The 17,795-nt window shown below is 72.1% G+C and carries 14 protein-coding genes and 3 riboswitches; of the genes, 5 read left to right on the forward strand and 9 right to left on the reverse strand.

The annotated features are described in order from the left end of the window. Positions 1-91 precede the first annotated feature (91 nt). A riboswitch (glycine riboswitch) is annotated at positions 92-211 on the reverse strand. After that, a riboswitch (glycine riboswitch) is annotated at positions 212-307 on the reverse strand. Positions 308-574: 267 nt separating this feature from the next. After that, entirely contained in the window at positions 575-3,106 is a 2,532-nt protein-coding gene (locus BUE48_RS12055) for a flippase-like domain-containing protein (RefSeq protein ID WP_286989816.1), read from the forward strand. Positions 3,107-3,221: 115 nt separating this feature from the next. Here BUE48_RS12055 and BUE48_RS12060 read toward each other — a convergent pair whose 3' ends face one another. The 5 genes from BUE48_RS12060 to BUE48_RS12080 all read right to left on the reverse strand — a co-directional run bounded on the left by BUE48_RS12060 (position 3,222) and on the right by BUE48_RS12080 (position 7,930). Continuing rightward, a complete protein-coding gene (locus BUE48_RS12060) occupies positions 3,222-3,833 on the reverse strand; it encodes a MerR family transcriptional regulator (RefSeq protein ID WP_012852778.1) in 612 nt (203 codons plus the stop codon). A gap of 385 nt (positions 3,834-4,218) precedes the next feature. Next, positions 4,219-4,689, reverse strand: coding sequence for a bifunctional nuclease family protein (locus BUE48_RS12065; RefSeq protein WP_012852779.1), 471 nt, complete (start codon positions 4,687-4,689; stop codon positions 4,219-4,221). Positions 4,690-4,829: 140 nt separating this feature from the next. Further along, positions 4,830-5,540 (reverse strand): transcriptional regulator FtsR, encoded by a 711-nt coding sequence (ftsR, locus tag BUE48_RS12070; RefSeq protein ID WP_286989817.1) that lies wholly within the window; start codon positions 5,538-5,540, stop codon positions 4,830-4,832. 120 nt (positions 5,541-5,660) lie between these two features. Then, positions 5,661-6,197 (reverse strand): FHA domain-containing protein, encoded by a 537-nt coding sequence (locus tag BUE48_RS12075; protein ID WP_012852781.1) that lies wholly within the window; start codon positions 6,195-6,197, stop codon positions 5,661-5,663. Between the two features lie 410 nt (positions 6,198-6,607). Then, complete coding sequence (locus tag BUE48_RS12080) at positions 6,608-7,930, reverse strand: cytochrome P450 (RefSeq protein WP_148233001.1); 1,323 nt, start codon at positions 7,928-7,930, stop codon at positions 6,608-6,610. 273 nt (positions 7,931-8,203) lie between these two features. Between BUE48_RS12080 and BUE48_RS12085 the strand changes: the two genes are divergently transcribed. Next, positions 8,204-9,187: a pectate lyase family protein gene (locus BUE48_RS12085; protein WP_012852783.1), complete on the forward strand. Its 984-nt coding sequence runs from the start codon at positions 8,204-8,206 to the stop codon at positions 9,185-9,187. 82 nt (positions 9,188-9,269) lie between these two features. Here BUE48_RS12085 and BUE48_RS12090 read toward each other — a convergent pair whose 3' ends face one another. After that, positions 9,270-11,768 (reverse strand): mannose-1-phosphate guanyltransferase, encoded by a 2,499-nt coding sequence (locus BUE48_RS12090; RefSeq protein ID WP_286989818.1) that lies wholly within the window; start codon positions 11,766-11,768, stop codon positions 9,270-9,272. Between the two features lie 22 nt (positions 11,769-11,790). After that, positions 11,791-12,459 carry a cardiolipin synthase ClsA gene (gene clsA / locus BUE48_RS12095; protein WP_012852785.1) on the reverse strand — a complete coding sequence of 223 codons (669 nt, stop codon included), beginning with the start codon at positions 12,457-12,459 and terminating at the stop codon, positions 11,791-11,793. Positions 12,460-12,534: 75 nt separating this feature from the next. Here clsA and BUE48_RS12100 point away from each other — a divergent pair, with 75 nt between their 5' ends. Both BUE48_RS12100 and thiC read left to right on the forward strand, forming a co-directional pair. Next, positions 12,535-13,080, forward strand: a complete 546-nt coding sequence (locus tag BUE48_RS12100) for an NUDIX hydrolase (RefSeq protein WP_012852786.1) — start codon at positions 12,535-12,537, stop codon at positions 13,078-13,080. A gap of 8 nt (positions 13,081-13,088) precedes the next feature. Beyond that, positions 13,089-13,202, forward strand: a riboswitch (TPP riboswitch). Then, positions 13,198-15,063: a phosphomethylpyrimidine synthase ThiC gene (gene thiC, locus BUE48_RS12105; RefSeq protein ID WP_286989819.1), complete on the forward strand. Its 1,866-nt coding sequence runs from the start codon at positions 13,198-13,200 to the stop codon at positions 15,061-15,063. Its footprint overlaps the riboswitch before it by 5 nt. On the opposite strand, the gene BUE48_RS12110 is transcribed toward thiC, so the two are convergent. Beyond that, positions 15,050-16,099 carry a S1 family peptidase gene (locus BUE48_RS12110; protein ID WP_012852788.1) on the reverse strand — a complete coding sequence of 350 codons (1,050 nt, stop codon included), beginning with the start codon at positions 16,097-16,099 and terminating at the stop codon, positions 15,050-15,052. The genes thiC and BUE48_RS12110 overlap by 14 nt on opposite strands. Positions 16,100-16,400: 301 nt before the next feature. Here BUE48_RS12110 and prcB point away from each other — a divergent pair, with 301 nt between their 5' ends. Beyond that, entirely contained in the window at positions 16,401-17,243 is an 843-nt protein-coding gene (gene prcB / locus BUE48_RS12115; protein ID WP_012852789.1) for a proteasome subunit beta, read from the forward strand. A 58-nt stretch (positions 17,244-17,301) separates the two neighbouring features. Here prcB and BUE48_RS12120 read toward each other — a convergent pair whose 3' ends face one another. Continuing rightward, positions 17,302-17,766: an Lrp/AsnC family transcriptional regulator gene (locus BUE48_RS12120; protein WP_041439589.1), complete on the reverse strand. Its 465-nt coding sequence runs from the start codon at positions 17,764-17,766 to the stop codon at positions 17,302-17,304. Positions 17,767-17,795: the final 29 nt, after the last annotated feature.

Consider the following 17,795-nt stretch of genomic DNA (forward strand, 5'->3'; position numbering starts at 1 on the left):
CTGGGGAGCCTCCCTGGGCTGCACCGCGGCCGGCGCGGCGGACTGGCGGTCGTGCGGGCCCCCGGCCGCCTCGGGCGGCCGATGACCACCGGTCTCCCCCTCTGTCGTCTGCACCTGAGAGCTTCGCCCGCCCGCTGCGCGGCGGACTTGCACCGTCGGTGAGACGCCGTTCCCAGATATGCCCGGGAACACGCCTGCTTTCCAGAGCTGCCTCGCCCGCACGGTCCTTTTGCCTGAGAGGTTCCGGGGAGGGTTGCCCCTTCGGCGCCCCACACTGGCGGTGTGGGGTCTCTCCCGCACGGGGTCGTCGGCTATGCCGGAAAACTCTATCCAACCGTCGCCGCTGCGGCCCAAACCGGCCCGCTCCCGCCGGGAAGGCGCAGGCCAGTGCCGCATGGGCGGTCCGCGGGGGCCGCTACGATGTCCCGGCACGACGGATGGTTGGACGGCTTGAGGCCGGGAACGGCGGGACGTGGCTGGGAGCAGGCGGACGTGGAGCTGAGGGAGGCCCTCGACGCGCCGCCGCCGGTTCTGGGACGCTGATCGCGATGAAGCGCCCGGACGGTGGTGCCGCATGACGGCGGCCCGTGACCACGCGGTGACCCGGCCGGTCGCCTCCCCCGGCAGGCCCGCCGGAGAGGAATCCCAGGTGCACGCCGAGGAATCCGCCCAGCGGCCCGCGGCATGCGGGCCGCAGACCGACGCCGCGGCCCCGGGCGAGGGCCCGCACGCCGCGGCGGTGCCCTTCGTGCAGGAGCCCTCACAGCCGCAGCGCATCCGCCGTCCCGCCGACGCCTTCAAGTTCGCCGGCTCGGTGGCCGGGGTGGCCGGCATGCTGCTGCTGGTCAACGTCGCCCAGGGCACCACCCAGGGGCTGCAGACCGACATCCAGGAGGGCACCCGCCTGGCCCCGCACCTGCTGCTGAGCCTGGCCACGCTGATCTCCAGCTTCGGGGTGCTGGCGGTCCCGGTGGCCTTCGCCGTCGACCGGCTGATCCGCCGCGACGGGCTGCGGTTGGCGGTGGGGCTGCTGGCCGCGGTGCTGGCCTTCGCGCTGACCGTGGTGCTGGACGGCTGGGAGATCTCGGCCGCCCCCGGCGGGGTGCTGGACTCGCTGATCTGGGGCGGCACGCACACCGTGCCGCTGCACACCGACATCACCCCGGTGATCGCGTTCGTCACCGCGGTGCGGATGACCGGCCGGCCGCGCTGGCAGGCCGCCATCTGGACGATGATCGCCCTGGCGGCGCTGACCGGGCTGACCGCCCAGTACGCCTCGGTGACGGCGCTGGTGGCCACCTACTTCCTGGGCCGGGCCATCGGCTACGGCACGCTGTATGCGGTCGGCACCCCCAACCCCCGCCCGCCCGGCACCGCGGTGATGGCGGCGCTGAGCCGGCTGGGCCTGCAGCCGGTGCGCGCCCACCGGCTGCCCGACCTGGATGAGGTCCGCCGCTATGAGGTGACCACCGCCGGGCCGCAGGGCCGGCGGCTGGAGGTCATCGTCTTGGACCGCGACCAGCAGACCGCCGGGCTGCTGTACCGGGTGTGGCGGCTGGTGCGGCTGCGCGACCGCTCCACCCGCCGCGCGGTGCGCTCGCTGCGCCGCTCGCTGGAGCAGGAGTCGCTGATGGCTTATGCGCTGCACGCGGCCGGGGTGCGCACCCCCCGGCTGCTGGGCACCAGCGAGGTGGGCACCGAGGCGGCGCTGCTGGCCTATGAGCAGGTGCCGGGACGCACGCTGGCGGAGCTGGACGACGCGGAGATCAGCGACGCCTTCCTCACCGACATCTGGCGGCAGCTGCAGGTGATGCAGCGGGCCCGCCTGGCGCACCGGCGGCTGGAGCCGCAGGCGATCGTGTGCGATGCCGCCGGCGCCGCCTGGATCGTGGACCTGCGCGCCGGGGAGACCGCCGCCAACGACCTGCTGCTGCGGCTGGATCTGGCGCAGCTGCTGACCACGCTGGCGCTGCGGGTGGGCGCCGAGCGGGCCGTGCGCAGCGCCGCCCGGGTGCTGGGGGCGCAGGCGCTGGCCACCGCGGTGCCGCTGCTGCAGCCGGTGGCGCTGCACCGCGGCACCCGGGCGGCGCTGCGGCAGGACCGGGAGCTGCTGACCCGCATCCGCGAGCAGATCGTGCGCCTGGAGCCGGAGATCGAGGTCGCCCCGGTCAATCTGGAGCGCTTCCGGCCCCGCACCATCGTCAGCATCGTCGCGCTGACCATCGCCGCCTACATCGTCTTCCCGCAGCTGAGCAACGTCGACATCGGCGGGCTGGTGGCGCGCGCCCAGTGGTGGTGGGTGGCGGTGGCCGCGGCCGGGGCGGCGGCGACCTACCTGGCGGCGGCCTGGATGCTGATGGGGTTCGTGCCCGAACGGCTGCCGCTGGGCCGCACCCTGCTGGTGCAGCTGGCCGCCTCGTTCGTGAAGCTGGTGGCGCCGGCCGCGGTCACCGGGGTGGCGCTCAACACCCGCTACCTGCAGCGGGCGGGCGTGCGGCCGGGGCCGGCGGTGGCCAGCGTGAGCGCCTCGCAGCTGGTGGGGCTGGCGGTGCATGTGCTGCTGCTGGTGCTGTTCGGCTTCATCACCGGCTCCAGCGCCCATGCCACCGAGAACCTGGCCCCCTCCCCCGTGATCGTCATCGTGCTGCTGGCGGTGGCGGTCACCGCCGGGGTCGCCGCGGCGATCCCGGCGGTGCGCCGGATGGCCGTCCGGCGGCTGCGGTCGATGTTCTCCGGCGTGGTGCCGCGCCTGGCGGACGTGGTGCAGTCGCCGCGCAAGCTGGCCACCGGGTTCGGCGGGACGCTGCTGCTGACCGTGGGGTTCGTGGTGTGCCTGGACGCCTCCATCCGCGCCTTCGGCGGGGAGCTGGAGTGGAGCGCGGTGATGGTGGTCTTTTTGACCGGCAACGCGCTGGGCTCGGCGGCGCCCACGCCGGGCGGGCTGGGCGCCGTGGAGGGCGCCCTGTCGGTGGGGCTGACGATCTCGGGGCTGCCGGCGGAAACCGCCACCTCGGCGGTGCTGCTGTTCCGGCTGCTGACTTTCTGGCTGCCGGTGCTGCCGGGCTGGGCGGCGTTCGCTTATCTGCAGCGCAAGGAGGCGATCTGACGATCGTGCTCGGTTCCAGCGGGAACCCCAGCGCGTATATGATCGTTTGCGAAATATGGGGGAGTTGGGGGGATTTGAAAAACGGGGGTTTTTGTGAAGGGGGTGGACGAATGAGTCAGCCGCTGCGGCGGACCCGGCGGCGGGCGAGTTCGTCGTGCGAGTGGACCTCATCGCGGTCGTCGTCGCGCACCGCGCGCTCGGCCGGCAGTTTGGCCAGGCTGCCTTCCAGCTCCTGCCACACGCGCCCCAAGGCGATGCCGAACACTCCCTGCCCCCCGGCCAGCAGATCGACCACCTCATCGGCGGAGGTGCACTCGTACACGCTGACCCCGTCGCTCATCAAGGTGATCTGGGCCAGGTCGCGCACCCCGCGATTGCGCAGATGGGCCACCGCGGCACGGATCTGCTGCAGCGACACCCCGGTGTCCAGCAGCCGTTTGACCACCTTGAGCACCAGGATGTCGCGGAAGCTGTACAGCCGCTGGGTGCCCGATCCGTGCGCAGCGCGGACGCTGGGCTCCACCAGCTGGGTGCGGGCCCAGTAATCCAGCTGCCGGTACGTGATCCCGGCCGCCGCACACGCGGTGGGACCGCGGTAACCGACGTTCTCAGGCGGGGGGGATACCTGAGTGTCGAACAGCAGTCCCTGCTCCCCGGCACGCCGTGAGGCGACTCGCCTGTCAGGGTGCCCAGAGTGCGCCTTGCCCTCGCCGCTGCTCACCGCCACGCGGACCTCCGGCTTCTATCATCCCGTGCCGCTTCGTCAAGGGGGTTTGACGAATTAACACCACGGGTGTTCCACCAGCACGGTAGGTGCCGGTCAGGGTGTGGTCAACGTTCGGCGTCGGCGCGTCGCATGCCCGGATGAACCGGCTTCACGTGGGCAAACTGCACGCCGTCGCCCTCTTGGTTCCCTTACCCCGTTTCCCAGAGTAACCAACGGCCGATACCGGCCCTGACACAAGGTCACCTTTTCGGTGACACGGCCGTAACACGGACATGGCACGGCCATGGCGGGGGCGCGTTCAGATGCGCACGCGCATGGAGGTGCGCCCATTCACGCCATGCCGACGGTGTGACAACGCAGATGCGACAGGGGCGGGCGGACGCGCTCAGCCGGACCGGCCGAAGTCCTCCGGCGAGATGGTGTCGAGGAACTCGCGGAACTTCTCCACCTCGTCCTCTTGCTCGTCGGGGATGGACACCCCGGCCTCCTCCAGCACGTCCTCGCTGGCGAAGATCGTGGCGCCGGTGCGCAGCGCCAGCGCGATCGAGTCCGACGGGCGGGCGCTGACCTCCACGCCGTTGGAGAACACCAGATCGGCGAAGAAGATGCCCTCGCGCAGCGCGGTGATGTTGACGGTGCGCAGCTGCACCCCCAGCGCCTCCAGCACGTCCCGGAACAGGTCATGGGTGAGCGGCCGGGCGGGCAGCACGCCCTGCTGGGCGAAGGCGATCGCGGTGGCCTCCACGGCGCCGATCCAGATGGGCAGGTACCGATCCCCAGCCGCCTCCTTCAACAGGACGATCGGCTGGTTGGAGGGCATCTCGACCCGGACGCCGACGACCTCCATCTGTTTCACAGCGGCTCCCTGCTGATTGACGGCTTTCTAGATCGACTCTTGGTGAACCCTGTATGCCAACGTACACCCTCCGCCGCTTAGCGCCTCCCGGCCGGGTTCGGCGCCCGGCGCCGGGCCGTTCACCGGAAGATGTACCCCCCTTATGGGCCCAGGCTCTCCCGCAGTCCCGCCGACACCAGGGCCGAGTGCAGGCTCAGCGACAGCTCCGCCAGCCGGCGGGCCGTGCGCTCGGCCTCGGCATGCCCGTCGCGGCGGCGCAGCAGCGGGGCGATCACCTGCTCGATGAGCGCCAGCTGCCGGTCGGCGGCGGCCTTGAGCACGCGCAGGTGCCGCACCTGCACCCCGTAGGCGCCCAGGGCGCCCGCGGCGCGGGCGATGGCCAGGGCGTCGCCGTCGTAGTGGCGGCCCGAGCGCCGCACCAGCCCGGCCTCCTCCAGCTCCGCCAGCAGCTCCTCGTCGATCGCGGCGCCGTCCAGCAGCTGGCGGCGGGTCAGCCGCATGTCCGCCGGCGCCCGGCCGGCGGCGCCGGCGGCCACCAGCCGCCGGGGGCCGCGGGCGGAGGCTGCCTCCCACGGCGGCGGCACCCGCTCCCCGCGGTCGATGGCCTGCAGGTACTCCTTGATGACCCGCAGCGGCAGGTAGTGGTCGCGCTGCGCGGTCAAGATGAAGCGCAGCCGCTCCACGTCGGCGTGGCTGAACTTGCGGTACCCCGAGGGGGTGCGCTGCGGCTCGATCAGGCCCTCGGCCTCCAGGAAGCGGATCTTGGAGACGGTGACGTCGGGGAACTCCTCCCGCAGCAGGGCCAGGGCGTCCCCGATGTTCATCATCCGGCGGGCCGGCTGGGCGCTCACCGGGCCCCTCCCGCCGCCGCGACGGCGCCGCAGGGCGCGGGCCGCCGCACCGCCCGCTCCGGCGCCCGCGGATCGCTCACGCGCCTGCCACCGCCCGTCACCGCTCGCCTGCCGCGTCCGTCAGCCGTGGTGCGGGTTGGTCAGGAACACCAGGCGGAACTTGCCGATCTGGACCTCATCGCCGCTGGACAGGCCGGCGGAGTCGATGCGCCGGCGGTTGACGTAGGTGCCGTTGAGGCTGCCCACGTCGCGCACCGCGAAGGCGCTGCCGTGGCGGGTGAACTCCGCATGCCGCCGGGAGACCGTCACATCGTCCAGGAAGATGTCGCTTTCGGGGTGCCGGCCGGCCGAGGTGCGGTCCTTGTCCAGCAGGAAGCGGCTGCCGGCGTTGGGGCCGCGCTTGACCACCAGCAGGGCGGTGCCCGGCGGCAGCGCCTCCACCGCGACGTGGTCGGCCCCGGCCTCGTCGGCGGGCTGGGCGTCGGGTTCGAACGCCTCGATCCCGCTGAGGGAGATCGTGGACGTGGACTCGCCGGGCGACTCCCGCGGGGGCATGGGGGGCGGGGCGTTACGGGTCAGCGGAGTTCCGCACTGAGAGCAGAAGCGGGCATCGTCCGGATTGGCGTGACCGCACTGCGTGCAGTAGACGCTCGGCATCGATCGGCTCGGCCTCCTACCTTCGGCGTGCTACGGCGCGCCCGCTTGCGCGAACGCGACGACCCGCGCTGCTCTTCCCGGCTCCCGCCCGTCAATACAACGGTTGCCGCAACTTATGCCGGGTGAGCCCGGAGGGTCAACCGAGACAAGGCCCGGGACCATCCAAGCTACTTCTTCAATGATCGCAGGTCTACGCCGCCGCGCGGGACGAGGCGCACGCATTGGCGGCCGGAAAATGCCACCGGGCGCCCCCGCCGCCCCGTCCGCGGGCCCGAACCGCGCGGTCAGGGCATCGTACGGCGCTGTGACCAGGGACGCATCGGCGAATGGGGGCTCAGAGCCGGTTTTGGGCCTCCTTTGGCGCACAGTGGCGAAGGTCATAACGGCCACGAGCTTTACATTGTAGATTTTTAGCGGTTCGGGGTGGGAGCCGCGACGAGCGTCAGCCGCGTGGCGAAGTGGTCCAGGCCGTAGGGCACCGGGCGGCCCTCCCCCAGCCTGGGGGAACGGATCGGCAACGGCTCGTGCCGGCGCAGCAGGGCGGCCAGGAAGGTGGTGGCGGCCAGCAGCGCCAGGTTCTCCCCCGCGCACCGGCCCGCTCCCCCGCCGAAGGGGACGACCGCCTCGTCGGGAACGGCGCGGCCGTCCAGCCAGACCTCGGGGGCGAAGCGGTCGGCATGAGCCAGCGCCTCGCGGTCGCGGTTGAAGAACGGCACGACGATCACAAAGACGCTGCCGGCGGGGACGGTGCGGCCGTGCCAGACGGTCTCGCCGCGGCTCTGCCGCAGGACGGTGCGGGCGACCGGCCACAGCCGCGCCGCCTCCAGCACGCAGGCGCGCAGGTAGGGCACCGCGACCGGCCCGGCCAGGGCGGTGCCCGGCAGCACCGACAGCTCGCCGCGGACCCGCGCCAGGTGGCCGGGATGGGCGGCCAGCAGCGCCAGCGTCCGGTAGGAGACCAGCGCGGTCGCCTCAAAACCCGCCAGCCACCGGGAGACCTGGCTCACCGGGTCGCCCGGCATCCCCTCCGGCAGGCGGGACAGCTCCCCGACCAGGCTGTCGGCCTCGGCGCGCTCCACATACCCCCGCAGCCGCCGCCGGCAGACCTCGGCGGCGATCCTCTCCCGCCCGCCCCGCCGTCGCCGGCCGGTGGCCGTCCGGGCGAGCAGCTCGGTGAGCATCCGGTCCTCGCGGGCCGAATCACCGAGCACCAGGCGCCGGCCCAGGCGGCCGAAGGCGGCGGAGAACTCCCGCCAGGTGAGCTCCCGGCCGGCGGACCGCTCTCCCCCCAGCAGGGCGGCCGCCTCCTGGTAGATGCGCACCATGAACGGGCCGGCGAGCCGGTGGACCACCTGATAGGTGTCCAGCACCGTCTCATCGGCGCGGCGGCGCCGCTGCCGGTCCTCCCCCGCCGGGGCGGGCACGCCGTGGGCCTGCAGGCGCGGCGGGACCTTGGCCCGCGCGTCGATCGCGGGCGTGAAACGCCCGGAGGAGTCGGCCAAGAGCCGCCGGACGTCCTCGCGCAGCAGCGGCAGCACCAGCCGGCGGCCGGGGACGGCCAGCCGCAGCGGTCCGGGGCCGTAGCGGCGGCGCAGGTGCGCCAGCAGGCGGACGAGACGGCGGTCGGCGCCCAGCCTGGCGGTCAGGGCGGCCAGGCGGGAGCCGCCGGGGCCCTGGCCCCGCACCGGCCAGGGCACCAGCAGGGTGCCGCCCAGCCGCACGGTGTCGGGCACGGAGGTCTCCTGCACCCGTATCTCGCCGACAGCCCGGTGCCGCGTCATCTGCCCCTCCCAGGTCGCCGGCCGGATTCACCCGGCGCCCCTGGCGTCTACCCCGCGGCGCCGCGCTCATTCCCGCCCCGGCGCACCGGGCGCCGGGTGCCGGCTCACAGCCGTCCCGGCCGCCCGTTGGGGGCGCTCCCCGAAGGCGTGAAAACTTTCCCGCGGCCCTGGAGCGGCCGGAAAGCTCCGTGCTGGACTGTCGGCCCCGCAGCACGAGGAGGAGGCATGTCCATCACGCGTTCGACCATGCTCGCCGGCAGCGGCATCGCGCTCGCCCTGGCCGCCGCCGGCTGCGCGGGCGCCGTCCGGGCGCCCGTCGTCCAGGCGCAGCGCGTCGCGGCCTTCGAAAACAGCCCGGTCGGATTCGCGAGTCTCAACGGAGGCACCACGGGCGGGGCGGGCGGCGCCACGGTGACGGTGCGCACCGCCGCCGAGTTCGCCCGCTACGCCACCGCGAGCGGACGGTATGTGATCCGGGTGAGCGGCACCATCTCCCTGCCGGGGATGCAGAAGGTGTCCTCCGACAAAACGATCATCGGGGTGGGCGCCTCCGGGCGGATCACCGGGGGCGGGTTGACGCTCAGCAAGGTCCGCAACGTCATCATCCGGAACCTGACCTTCACCGGCTCCCGGGACGATGCGATCAACATCGAGCAGTCCTCGACCAACATCTGGATCGACCACAACGACCTGAGCGGCGCCAAGGACGGGCTGATCGACATCAAGCGCGGCTCGGACTACATCACCGTCTCCTGGAACCGGCTGCGCAACCAGGACAAGACGTTCCTGCTCGGGCACTCCGACGACAACGGCTCCGAGGACCGCGGACGGCTGCGGGTGACCTACGTGCACAACTGGTTCGACGGGACCAACCAGCGCCATCCCCGGGTCCGCTTCGGCAACCCGGTGCACGTGCTGAACAACTACTACAGCAACATCGGCAGCTACGGGGTGGCCTCCACCGAGAACGCCGGGGTCTATGTCGAGCGCAACTACTTCGAGAACACCCGCAGGCCCACGGTGACCCAGACCGGCGACTCCGACCCGGGCAACATCAAGCTGCTCAACAACCACCTGGTCAACTCCGGCACCCCGGCTTCGCGCAACCCGTCCCTGGTGGCCCCGATCCCCTACCCCTACATCCCCGACGGGGCGCCGAACGTCAAGGCGATCGTGACGGCCGGCGCCGGGGTCGGCAAGGTCGGCTGACCCTCCCCACCAGAGCGCCCGCGGTTCGTTCCCGGCCGCAGGACCCTGCGGCCGGGAACGAGTCGTACCGGGAGCCGGCCTTTCAGGACACGGCGCGTTCGACGACGCCGGCCCACTCCTCCAGCAGGGCCTGGGCGGCGTCGTGGTCGCCGGCCTCGGCCCACAGGTGGGTGAGGGCCTCGGCCGGGTCGGGCAGCACCAGCACCCACCGGCCATCGTCTTCGACCACCCGCACCCCGTCGGTGGTGTCGATGGTGCGGTCGCCGGCCGCCTCCACCACGCGGCGCATGACACCGCCCTTGGCGGCCCACGGCGTGGGCACCGAGCGGCGCAGCAGGTGGGCCTCGGGGATGCGGGCGTCGATCTGGGAGAGGGTCAGCCGGGTGCGGGCCACCAGCCCGACCAGGCGGACGAACCCGGCGATCCCGTCGACGGTGTTGCTGAACTCGGGGAAGACGAACCCGCCGCGGCCGTCCCCGGCGAAGACGACGCCGGGTGCGGCGGCGGCCTTGGTCAGCGCGTCCTGGGAGGTGGAGATCCATTCCACCTGGACGCCGTGGAAGCGGCAGACCTGCTCGGCCACGCGGGTGGTGGTGACCGGCAGCGCCACCCTCCCGCCGTGGCTCTCGGCGGCCACCAGGTCCAAGAACACCAGCAGCGCCCGCTCGTCGTCGATCAGCTCGCCGTTCTCGTTGACCAGCGACAGCCGCTCGCCGACCGGGTCGAAGCGGGCGCCGAAGGCCGCCCGGGAGGAGGAGACCAGCTCCCCCAGCCGCTGCAGGTCGCGCATCCGCTCGGCCAGCGTCTCGGTGGGGTTGGCCTCATCCAGCCGGTTGTTCATGGTCAGCACGTCCACGCCCATCATCCCCAGCAGGGCGGGCAGCACCAGCGAGGCGGTGCCGCCGGCGCAGTCCAGCACGATCTTCAGCCCGGCCTCGCGGACGCCGCGCTGGTCCACCCGGCTCAGCAGGTCGCGGGTGTAGGTCTCCAGGGTGCGGGCCGGGTAGCCGAGCTGGGCGATCTCGCCGGGGAAGGCGCGGCGGAACTCCTGGCGGCCGAAGACCCGCTCCAGCTTGCGCTGGGCGGACGAGGACAGGTCGGCGCCGTCGGCGTCCAGGAAGAGGATGTCCACGCCCTGGGGGTCGCCGGGGGTGGTGCGGATGTAGATGCCGCCGCCGGCGTCCTCGCGGGCGGTCTCAAAGCGCACCAGCGGCAGCGCGCAGGCCTGCAGGTCCTGGACGTTGATGGCGCTGGCGGTCAGCGCGCTGATCACGGCGCGTTTGAGGGTGCGGGCGGCGCGGGAGGCGTCGCGGCCGGTGACCACGGTGGCGCCTTTTTTGAGGGTGGTGGCGTAGGCGCTGGCCAGCCGGACCGCCAGCTCGGGGGTGATCTCCACGTTGACCAGGCCGGAGACCCCGCGCGGGCCGAACAGGTGGCGCTGGCCGCGCGACTCCCAGATCACGCTGGTGTTGACCACCGCGCCGGCCTCGATGGTCTTGAACGGGTAGACCTTGACGCCGTTGGAGACGTAGGCCTCCGATTCGATGACGCACTCGTCGCCGATGACCGCGCCCTCTTCGATGCGGGCGCCGGCCATCACGTCGGTGTTCTTGCCGACGACGCAGCCGCGCAAGTTGGCCGACGGGCCGATGAAGACGTTGTCGTGCACCACGGCCCGGTGCAGGAACGCCCCCTCCTTGACCACCACGTTGCTGCCCAGCACGGTGAACTCGCGCAGCTCGACCCCGGCCTCGACCTTGGCGTAGTCGCCGATGTAGAGGGGGCCTTTGAGGATGGCGTCGCTGTCGACCTCGGCGCCCTCGGCGATCCACACGCCCGGGGAGACCTCAAAGCCGTCCATCTCCACGTCGACCTTGCCGGAGAGCATGTCGGCCTGGGCCTTCAGGTAGCTTTCGTGGGTGCCGACGTCCTCCCAGTAGCAGTCGGCGACGTACCCGTACAGGGGGGCGCCCTCGGCCAGCAGCCTGGGGAACACGTCGCTGGACCAGTCCACGACCTCGCCGGCGGGCACGTGGTCGAGGATCTCCGGCTCCATCACGTAGATGCCGGTGTTGACGGTGTCGGAGAAGACCTGCCCCCAGGTGGGCTTTTCCAGAAAGCGCTGGATGCGGCCGGCCTCGTCGACGATGATGATGCCGAACTCCAGCGGGTTGGGCACCCGTTTGAGGCCGATGGTGACCAGTGCGCCGTTCTCCTTGTGGAAGCGCACCATGTCGGTCAGGTCGATGTCGGTCAGGGCGTCCCCGGAGATGACCAGGAAGCGGTCGTCGCGCAGCGCGTCCTGGGCGTTCTTGACGCTGCCGGCGGTGCCCAGCGGCACCTCCTCGGTGGCGTAGCTGAGCGACATGCCCAGCTCCTCGCCGTCGCCGAAGTAGTTGCGGATCAGCGCGGCCAGGAACTGCACGGTGACCACGGTCTCGGTCAGGCCGTGGCGTTTGAGCAGCCGCAGCACATGTTCCATGATCGGCCGGTTGACGACCGGCAGTAGCGGCTTGGGCTGGTTGGCGGTCATCGGGCGCAGCCGGGTCCCCTCCCCGCCCGCCATCACAACGGCCTTCATGGGCGTGTCGCGCTCCCTTCGGTCAGCCGGCCGAGGTTCGGGGGTCCGCGCCGGAGCCGCCCGGCGGGACGCCCGGCGGTCCGGCGCCGGTGCGGTCGGCCAGCACGAGCTGCCGCACCTGGACCCAATAGAGGACGGCCGCCCACCAGTACAGTGCCGTTCCCCAGATGGCGAAGGACCAACCGAAGACCCGGGCCGCGGTGGCCACCGCGCCGGAGTGGTCCCCCAGCAACAGCAGCGGGAAGGCGTACAGCAGGCACAGCGTTCCCGCCTTGCCCACCATGTGCACCGGCAGCGTGCCGTTGTAACCGAGCCTGCGCAGCACCGGGACGATCGGGGTGATGGCCGCCTCGCGGCCGACCAGCAGCAGGGTCAGCCACAGCGGGATGATCTCCCGCATCGTCAGCCCGACCAGGGTGGCCAGGATGTACAGGCGGTCGGCGGCCGGGTCCAGCAGCGCGCCCAGCCGGCTGGTCTGGCCCAGCGCGCGGGCCAGCCGGCCGTCCAGCCAGTCCGACAGTCCGGCGCCCACCAGCAGGCCCAGCGCCCAGGTGTCGTGCCCGGCCAGCACCAGCCACAAAAACAGCGGCACGCCCAGCAGCCGGGCCAGGCTCAGCGCGTTGGGCACCGTCCAGATGCGGTCGGCGGCCCCTCCGGCCCGCCCCTCGGCCGGATCGGCCCGTACCTCCAACCCCGTTCACCTCCCGTCCCGATGATCCTGACCCTACCTGCCGGATTGTGCTCGGCCTCGGTAGCGTCCTGCCCCATGGAGTGGAGGCGGCATGGAGAACGGTCCATCTACCGCAGTCCGTGGGTGGACCTGCGCGTGGCGGATGTGGAGCTTCCCGACGGCCGTCGCTTCGAGCACCACCTGGTGCGGGTGCGCCCGTCGGCGGGCGTGGTGGCGCTCGACGACCGCGGCCGGGCGCTGCTGATCTGGCGGCATCGTTTCATCAGTGACTCTTGGGGCTGGGAGATTCCCGGGGGACGTGTGGAGCCGGGCGAGGACCCCGCCGAGACCGCGGCCCGGGAGCTGCTGGAGGAGACCGGCTGGCGGCCCGGACCGCTCCATCATCTGCTGGACATCCGCCCCTCTCCGGGCCTGACGGATGGCGTTCATCACATTTTCCGGGCCGAGGGCGCGGTGCGTGTCGGGGAGCCGACCGACGTGGAGGCCGAGCGGATCGAGTGGGTTCCGCTGGAGCGGGTGCCGGAGCTGGCCGCCCGGGGCCAGATCGGCGCCGGCAGCACCCTGGCCGCCCTCCTATACCTGATGACCGGGCCTTGCGGCAACGGGGCGGAGGCGGGTTAACGTCTGGGGCGGACGAGCGCGGGAGCCTGGCGAACCGGGCTGAGAGTGCGGCTGAGACGGCCGCTGACCGCTGGAACCTGACCGGGTAATGCCGGCGTAGGGAGTAGTCGAATCGCCATGACGCAAGCCTCAGTGTCCGCTGCCCGAAAGACCTACCTGACCGGCGCATCCCGTCCCGACATCCGGGTGCCGATGCGCGAGGTGGTGCTCACCACGGGCGACTCGCTGGTGTTGTACGACACCTCCGGCCCGTACACCGACCCCTCCTACCAGGTGGACGTGCGGCGCGGACTGCCCGCCCTGCGGGCGAAGTGGATCGCCGAACGCGGCGACACCGCCGAATACGACGGGCGGCCCGTCCGTCCCGAAGACGACGGGCGCAGGTCCTCGGACCCGTTGCGGGACCAGGGGGCCTTCCCGCCGCGCAGGCCGCGCCGCGCCACCGGCAAGGCGGTGACGCAGCGGGCGTACGCGCGGCGCGGGGAGATCACCCCGGAGATGGAGTTCGTGGCGCTGCGCGAGGGCGTGGATCCGGAGTTCGTGCGCCAGGAGCTGGCGGCCGGGCGGGCGGTGCTGCCGGCCAACGTCAACCACCCCGAGCTGGAGCCGATGATCATCGGGCGGAACTTCCTGGTGAAGGTGAACGCCAACATCGGCAACTCGGCGGTGGCCTCCTCCATCGAGGAGGAGGTGGACAAGATGACCTGGGCGATCCGCTGGGGCGCCGACACGGTCATGGACCTGTCCACCGGGCGGGACATCCACACCACCCGGGAGTGGATCCTGCGCAACTCCCCGGTGCCGGTGGGCACCGTCCCGCTGTATCAGGCGCTGGAGAAGGTCGGCGGCAACCCCGCCGACCTGAGCTGGGAGGTCTTCCGCGACACCGTCATCGAGCAGGCCGAGCAGGGCGTGGACTACATGACGGTGCACGCGGCGGTGCTGCTGCGGTACATCCCGCTGACCACGCGGCGCAAGACCGGGATCGTCTCCCGGGGCGGGTCGATCATGGCGGCCTGGTGCCTGGCCCACCACAAGGAGAACTTCCTCTACACCCACTTCCGGGAACTGTGCGAGATCTTCGCCGCCTACGACATCACCTGGTCGCTGGGGGACGGGCTGCGGCCCGGGTGCATCGCCGACGCCAACGACGAGGCCCAGTTCGCCGAGCTGCGCACCCAGGGGGAGCTGACCAAGATCGCCGCCGAGTTCGACACCCAGGTGATGAACGAGGGGCCCGGCCACGTCCCGATGCACAAGATCAAGGAGAACGTGGACCTGCAGCGCGAGCTGTGCGACGACGCCCCCTTCTACACCCTGGGGCCGCTGACCACCGACATCGCGCCGGGCTATGACCACATCACCTCGGCGATCGGCGCGGCCATGATCGGCTGGTACGGCACCGCGATGCTGTGCTACGTCACCCCCAAGGAACACCTGGGGCTGCCCAACAAGGACGACGTCAAGGCCGGGGTGATCGCCTACAAGATCGCCGCGCACGCCGCCGACCTGGCCAAGGGGCACCCGGGGGCGCAGGCCTGGGACGACGCGCTGTCGGAGGCCCGGTTCGAGTTCCGCTGGGAGGACCAGTTCAACCTGTCGCTGGACCCCGACACCGCCCGGTCCTTCCACGATGAGACCCTGCCGGCCGCCCCGGCCAAGACCGCGCACTTTTGCTCGATGTGCGGGCCGCACTTCTGCTCGATGAAGATCACTCAGGATGTGCGGCGCTTCGCCCGGGAGCGAGGGCTGACCGAGGAAGAGGCCCTCCGGGAGGGCATGCGGGCCAAGGCCGAGGAGTTCACCGCCTCCGGCGGGCGGATCTACCTGCCGGGGTGCGCCCCGAGCAGGGCGCACCCCGCCGTGCCGCGCGGACGCCCGGTGGCGCCGCGGGCCATGGCCTGGTCTCCGGCCGTGGTCTTCGGGAACGACAGGGTGGAACCGCCGGCCGGGTCCGGCGGATCCGTTCTCAGTAGACGCTGACGCCGTAGACGCTCAGCGGTTCGGTGACGGGCTGGAAGAAGGTGGTGCCGCCCCACAGGCAGTTGCCGCTGCCGCCGGAGGTCAACCCCAGCGCGGTGGTGCCGGCGAACAGCGGGCCGCCGCTGTCGCCCGGCTCGGCGCACACCGTCGTCCTGATCAGGCCGGACACGGTGCCCTCGGCGTAGCGGACGGTCTGGTTGAGGGCGGTCACGATGCCGCTGCGCACGCCGGTGGTGCTGCCGCTGCGGCGCACCGACTGGCCGATGTAGGCGTTGCCGGCGGAGGTGATGTCCTGCTCGCCGGCGCCGTACAGGTACACGGTGCCGGGCTTGGCGATGCCGGTGTTGGTGTAGCGGACGATGCCGTAGTCGTTGCCGGGGAAGCTGGTGCCGACGCGGGTGCCCAGCACGGTGGTCCCGCTGGAGTTGGCGTACCAGGTCGAGGAGATGTTGGTGCAGTGACCGGCGGTCAGGAAGTAGAGGTTGCCGCTGTTGTCGCGCACGTTGAAGCCCAGTGAGCAGCGCGCGCCGGAGGCGTAGATGGCCTGGCCGCCGGCGATCGTGGTGCGGAAGGTCCCCGAGACCTGCTCGATGCGCACGGCGGTACCGTACTTGGCGGCGATGGCGCGCACCTTGGCCAGTTCGGCGCCGGTGACGGTGGCGTCCAGGGTCAGCACCACCTGGTTGGACGCCGGCTGGATGGCCCAGGCGGTGCCCGCCACGTCGATGGAACGGTCGAAGTCGGCCATGATCCGTTGCAGCTCGGCGCCGCTGCGGGCGACGCGGCGCGGCAGGGCGCCGGCGCGGGCGACGGTCTGGGCGGCGGCGTCGTCGGAGACGGTCACCACGAGCTTGCCGCGGGCGTTGTCGTAGTAGGAGCCCGCGCTTCGGGAGCCGAGACGCTCGGCCAGGGTGGCGGCCAGGCGGCCCGGGTCGGACGGCGCCGGGGCGGCGGTGGCCGCCGGCGCGGTCAGCAGGGTTGTGGCCGTCGCCGTCGCGGCGGCTGCGGCCAGGGCGGCCAGGCGGACGGGTCTCATCCTCACGGTGCCTCCTGCGGGTGTGGGTGGAGAGGGTTGAACTGCCCTTGACCCTTGTCAAATCGTCATTAAGGAGACCCGGCCCGGCAAGGGCGAAAAATTAAGCGTATTGCCCACAACTGATGACTCTGTGTTCACTTCGCATTCCCGAGGCCGGCCGGTGCCGCCCCTGCTCAGGCGGCGCGTCCGCGCTCCACGGATTCACGGCCGAAGATCGCGTTCGTCGCGCCGTGTGCGGTGACCCGCCCGGCCGTGCAAAGATCGGGATCAGCGCACGGCGACCACGACGAAGGGGGCAGCGATGACAGAGCGGGAGCGGGGGCAGGGACTGCCCGCGGAGTTCTTCGCCGTCGGCACGGCGTCCTTCGTCGAGCTGCTCAGCCGGACCGCGCCGCAGCTGCTGCCGGTCAACCGGGTCCGCGACGGCTCGCACCCCATGCCGGACATCCCGCACGGCACGACGATCGTGGCGGTGCGCTACCCGGAGGGGGTGATGCTGGCCGGTGACCGGCGCGCCACCTCCGGCAACCTGATCGCGCAAAAAGACCTGGAGAAGGTCCACCGGGCCGATGAGCACTCGGCGGTGGCGATGGCCGGCACCGTGGGCCTGGCCCTGGAGATGATCCGGCTGCTGCAGGTGGAGCTGGAGCACTACGAGAAGCTGCAGTCGGCGAAGCTGTCGCTGCCGGGCAAGGCCCGGCGGCTGGGCGCCGTCATCCGGGCCAATCTGGCCCATGCCATGCAGGGCCTGGCGGTGGTGCCGGTGTTCGCCGGCTATGACCTGGACGCCGGGGTCGGCCGCATCTACAACTACGACATCACCGGGATGCCTCAGGAGTCCCGGGACTTCCACGCCGAAGGGTCCGGCTCCCCGTTCGCCCGCGGCGCGCTCAAGAAGCTGTACCGGCCGGACCTGACCGAGGCGGAGGCGGCGGCGGTGTGCGTGCAGGCCCTCTATGACGCCGCCGAGGACGATGCGGCCACCGCCGGCCCCGATCTGGCCCGGCGGATCTTCCCCACCATCGCGACGGTCACCGCCGACGGGTACCGGCGGCTGCCGGAGCAGGAGGTGGCCGAGCTGACCGAGTCGGTGGTGGGCGCCCGCCGGCAGCGTCCGGACGGCCCGGTGGCGCCGCTGCGCTGACCTTGCGGCGACCGCCGCGGGCGCACTGCGGCTTTTCCGGGGCGGCGGGTCGGAGGATCTATTCCTCCACGGGGACGGCCAGTCCGCGTTTGAGGGTGGACAGCGCCATGCTGGTGCGGAAGCGGCGGACGTTGCGGTTCTCGGCGACCAGGCGCTGCATGAACGCGTCGTAGTCCTCGGCGTCCCGGGCGGTGATCACCAGGGTGAAGTCGGATTCGCCGGTGACGTACCAGGCCTGCTGCACGGCCGGCTCGGCGGCCAGCCAGCGTTTGAGCTCGTGCAGGTCTTCCGGCCGCTCCCGCTCGATCTCCACCCCCACGATCATCACCAGCGGGCGGCCGACCAGTTTGGGGTTGACCACCGCGACCTGAGCCTCGATCACCCCGCTCCGCCACAGCCGCTGCAGGCGGCGGTGCGCCGCCGAGGCCGACAGGCCCACCCGCTCGCCGATCTGGGCGGCGGTGAGGCGGGCGTCCCGCTGGATCAGCGCCAGGATCCGCCGGTCGATGTCGTCCAGGTCGATGTTTCACCGTCCGGAAGGCCGTTCATGCA

The sequence above is a fragment of the Thermomonospora sp. CIF 1 genome (assembly GCF_001896795.1).
GTDB lineage: Bacteria > Actinomycetota > Actinomycetes > Streptosporangiales > Streptosporangiaceae > Thermomonospora > Thermomonospora curvata.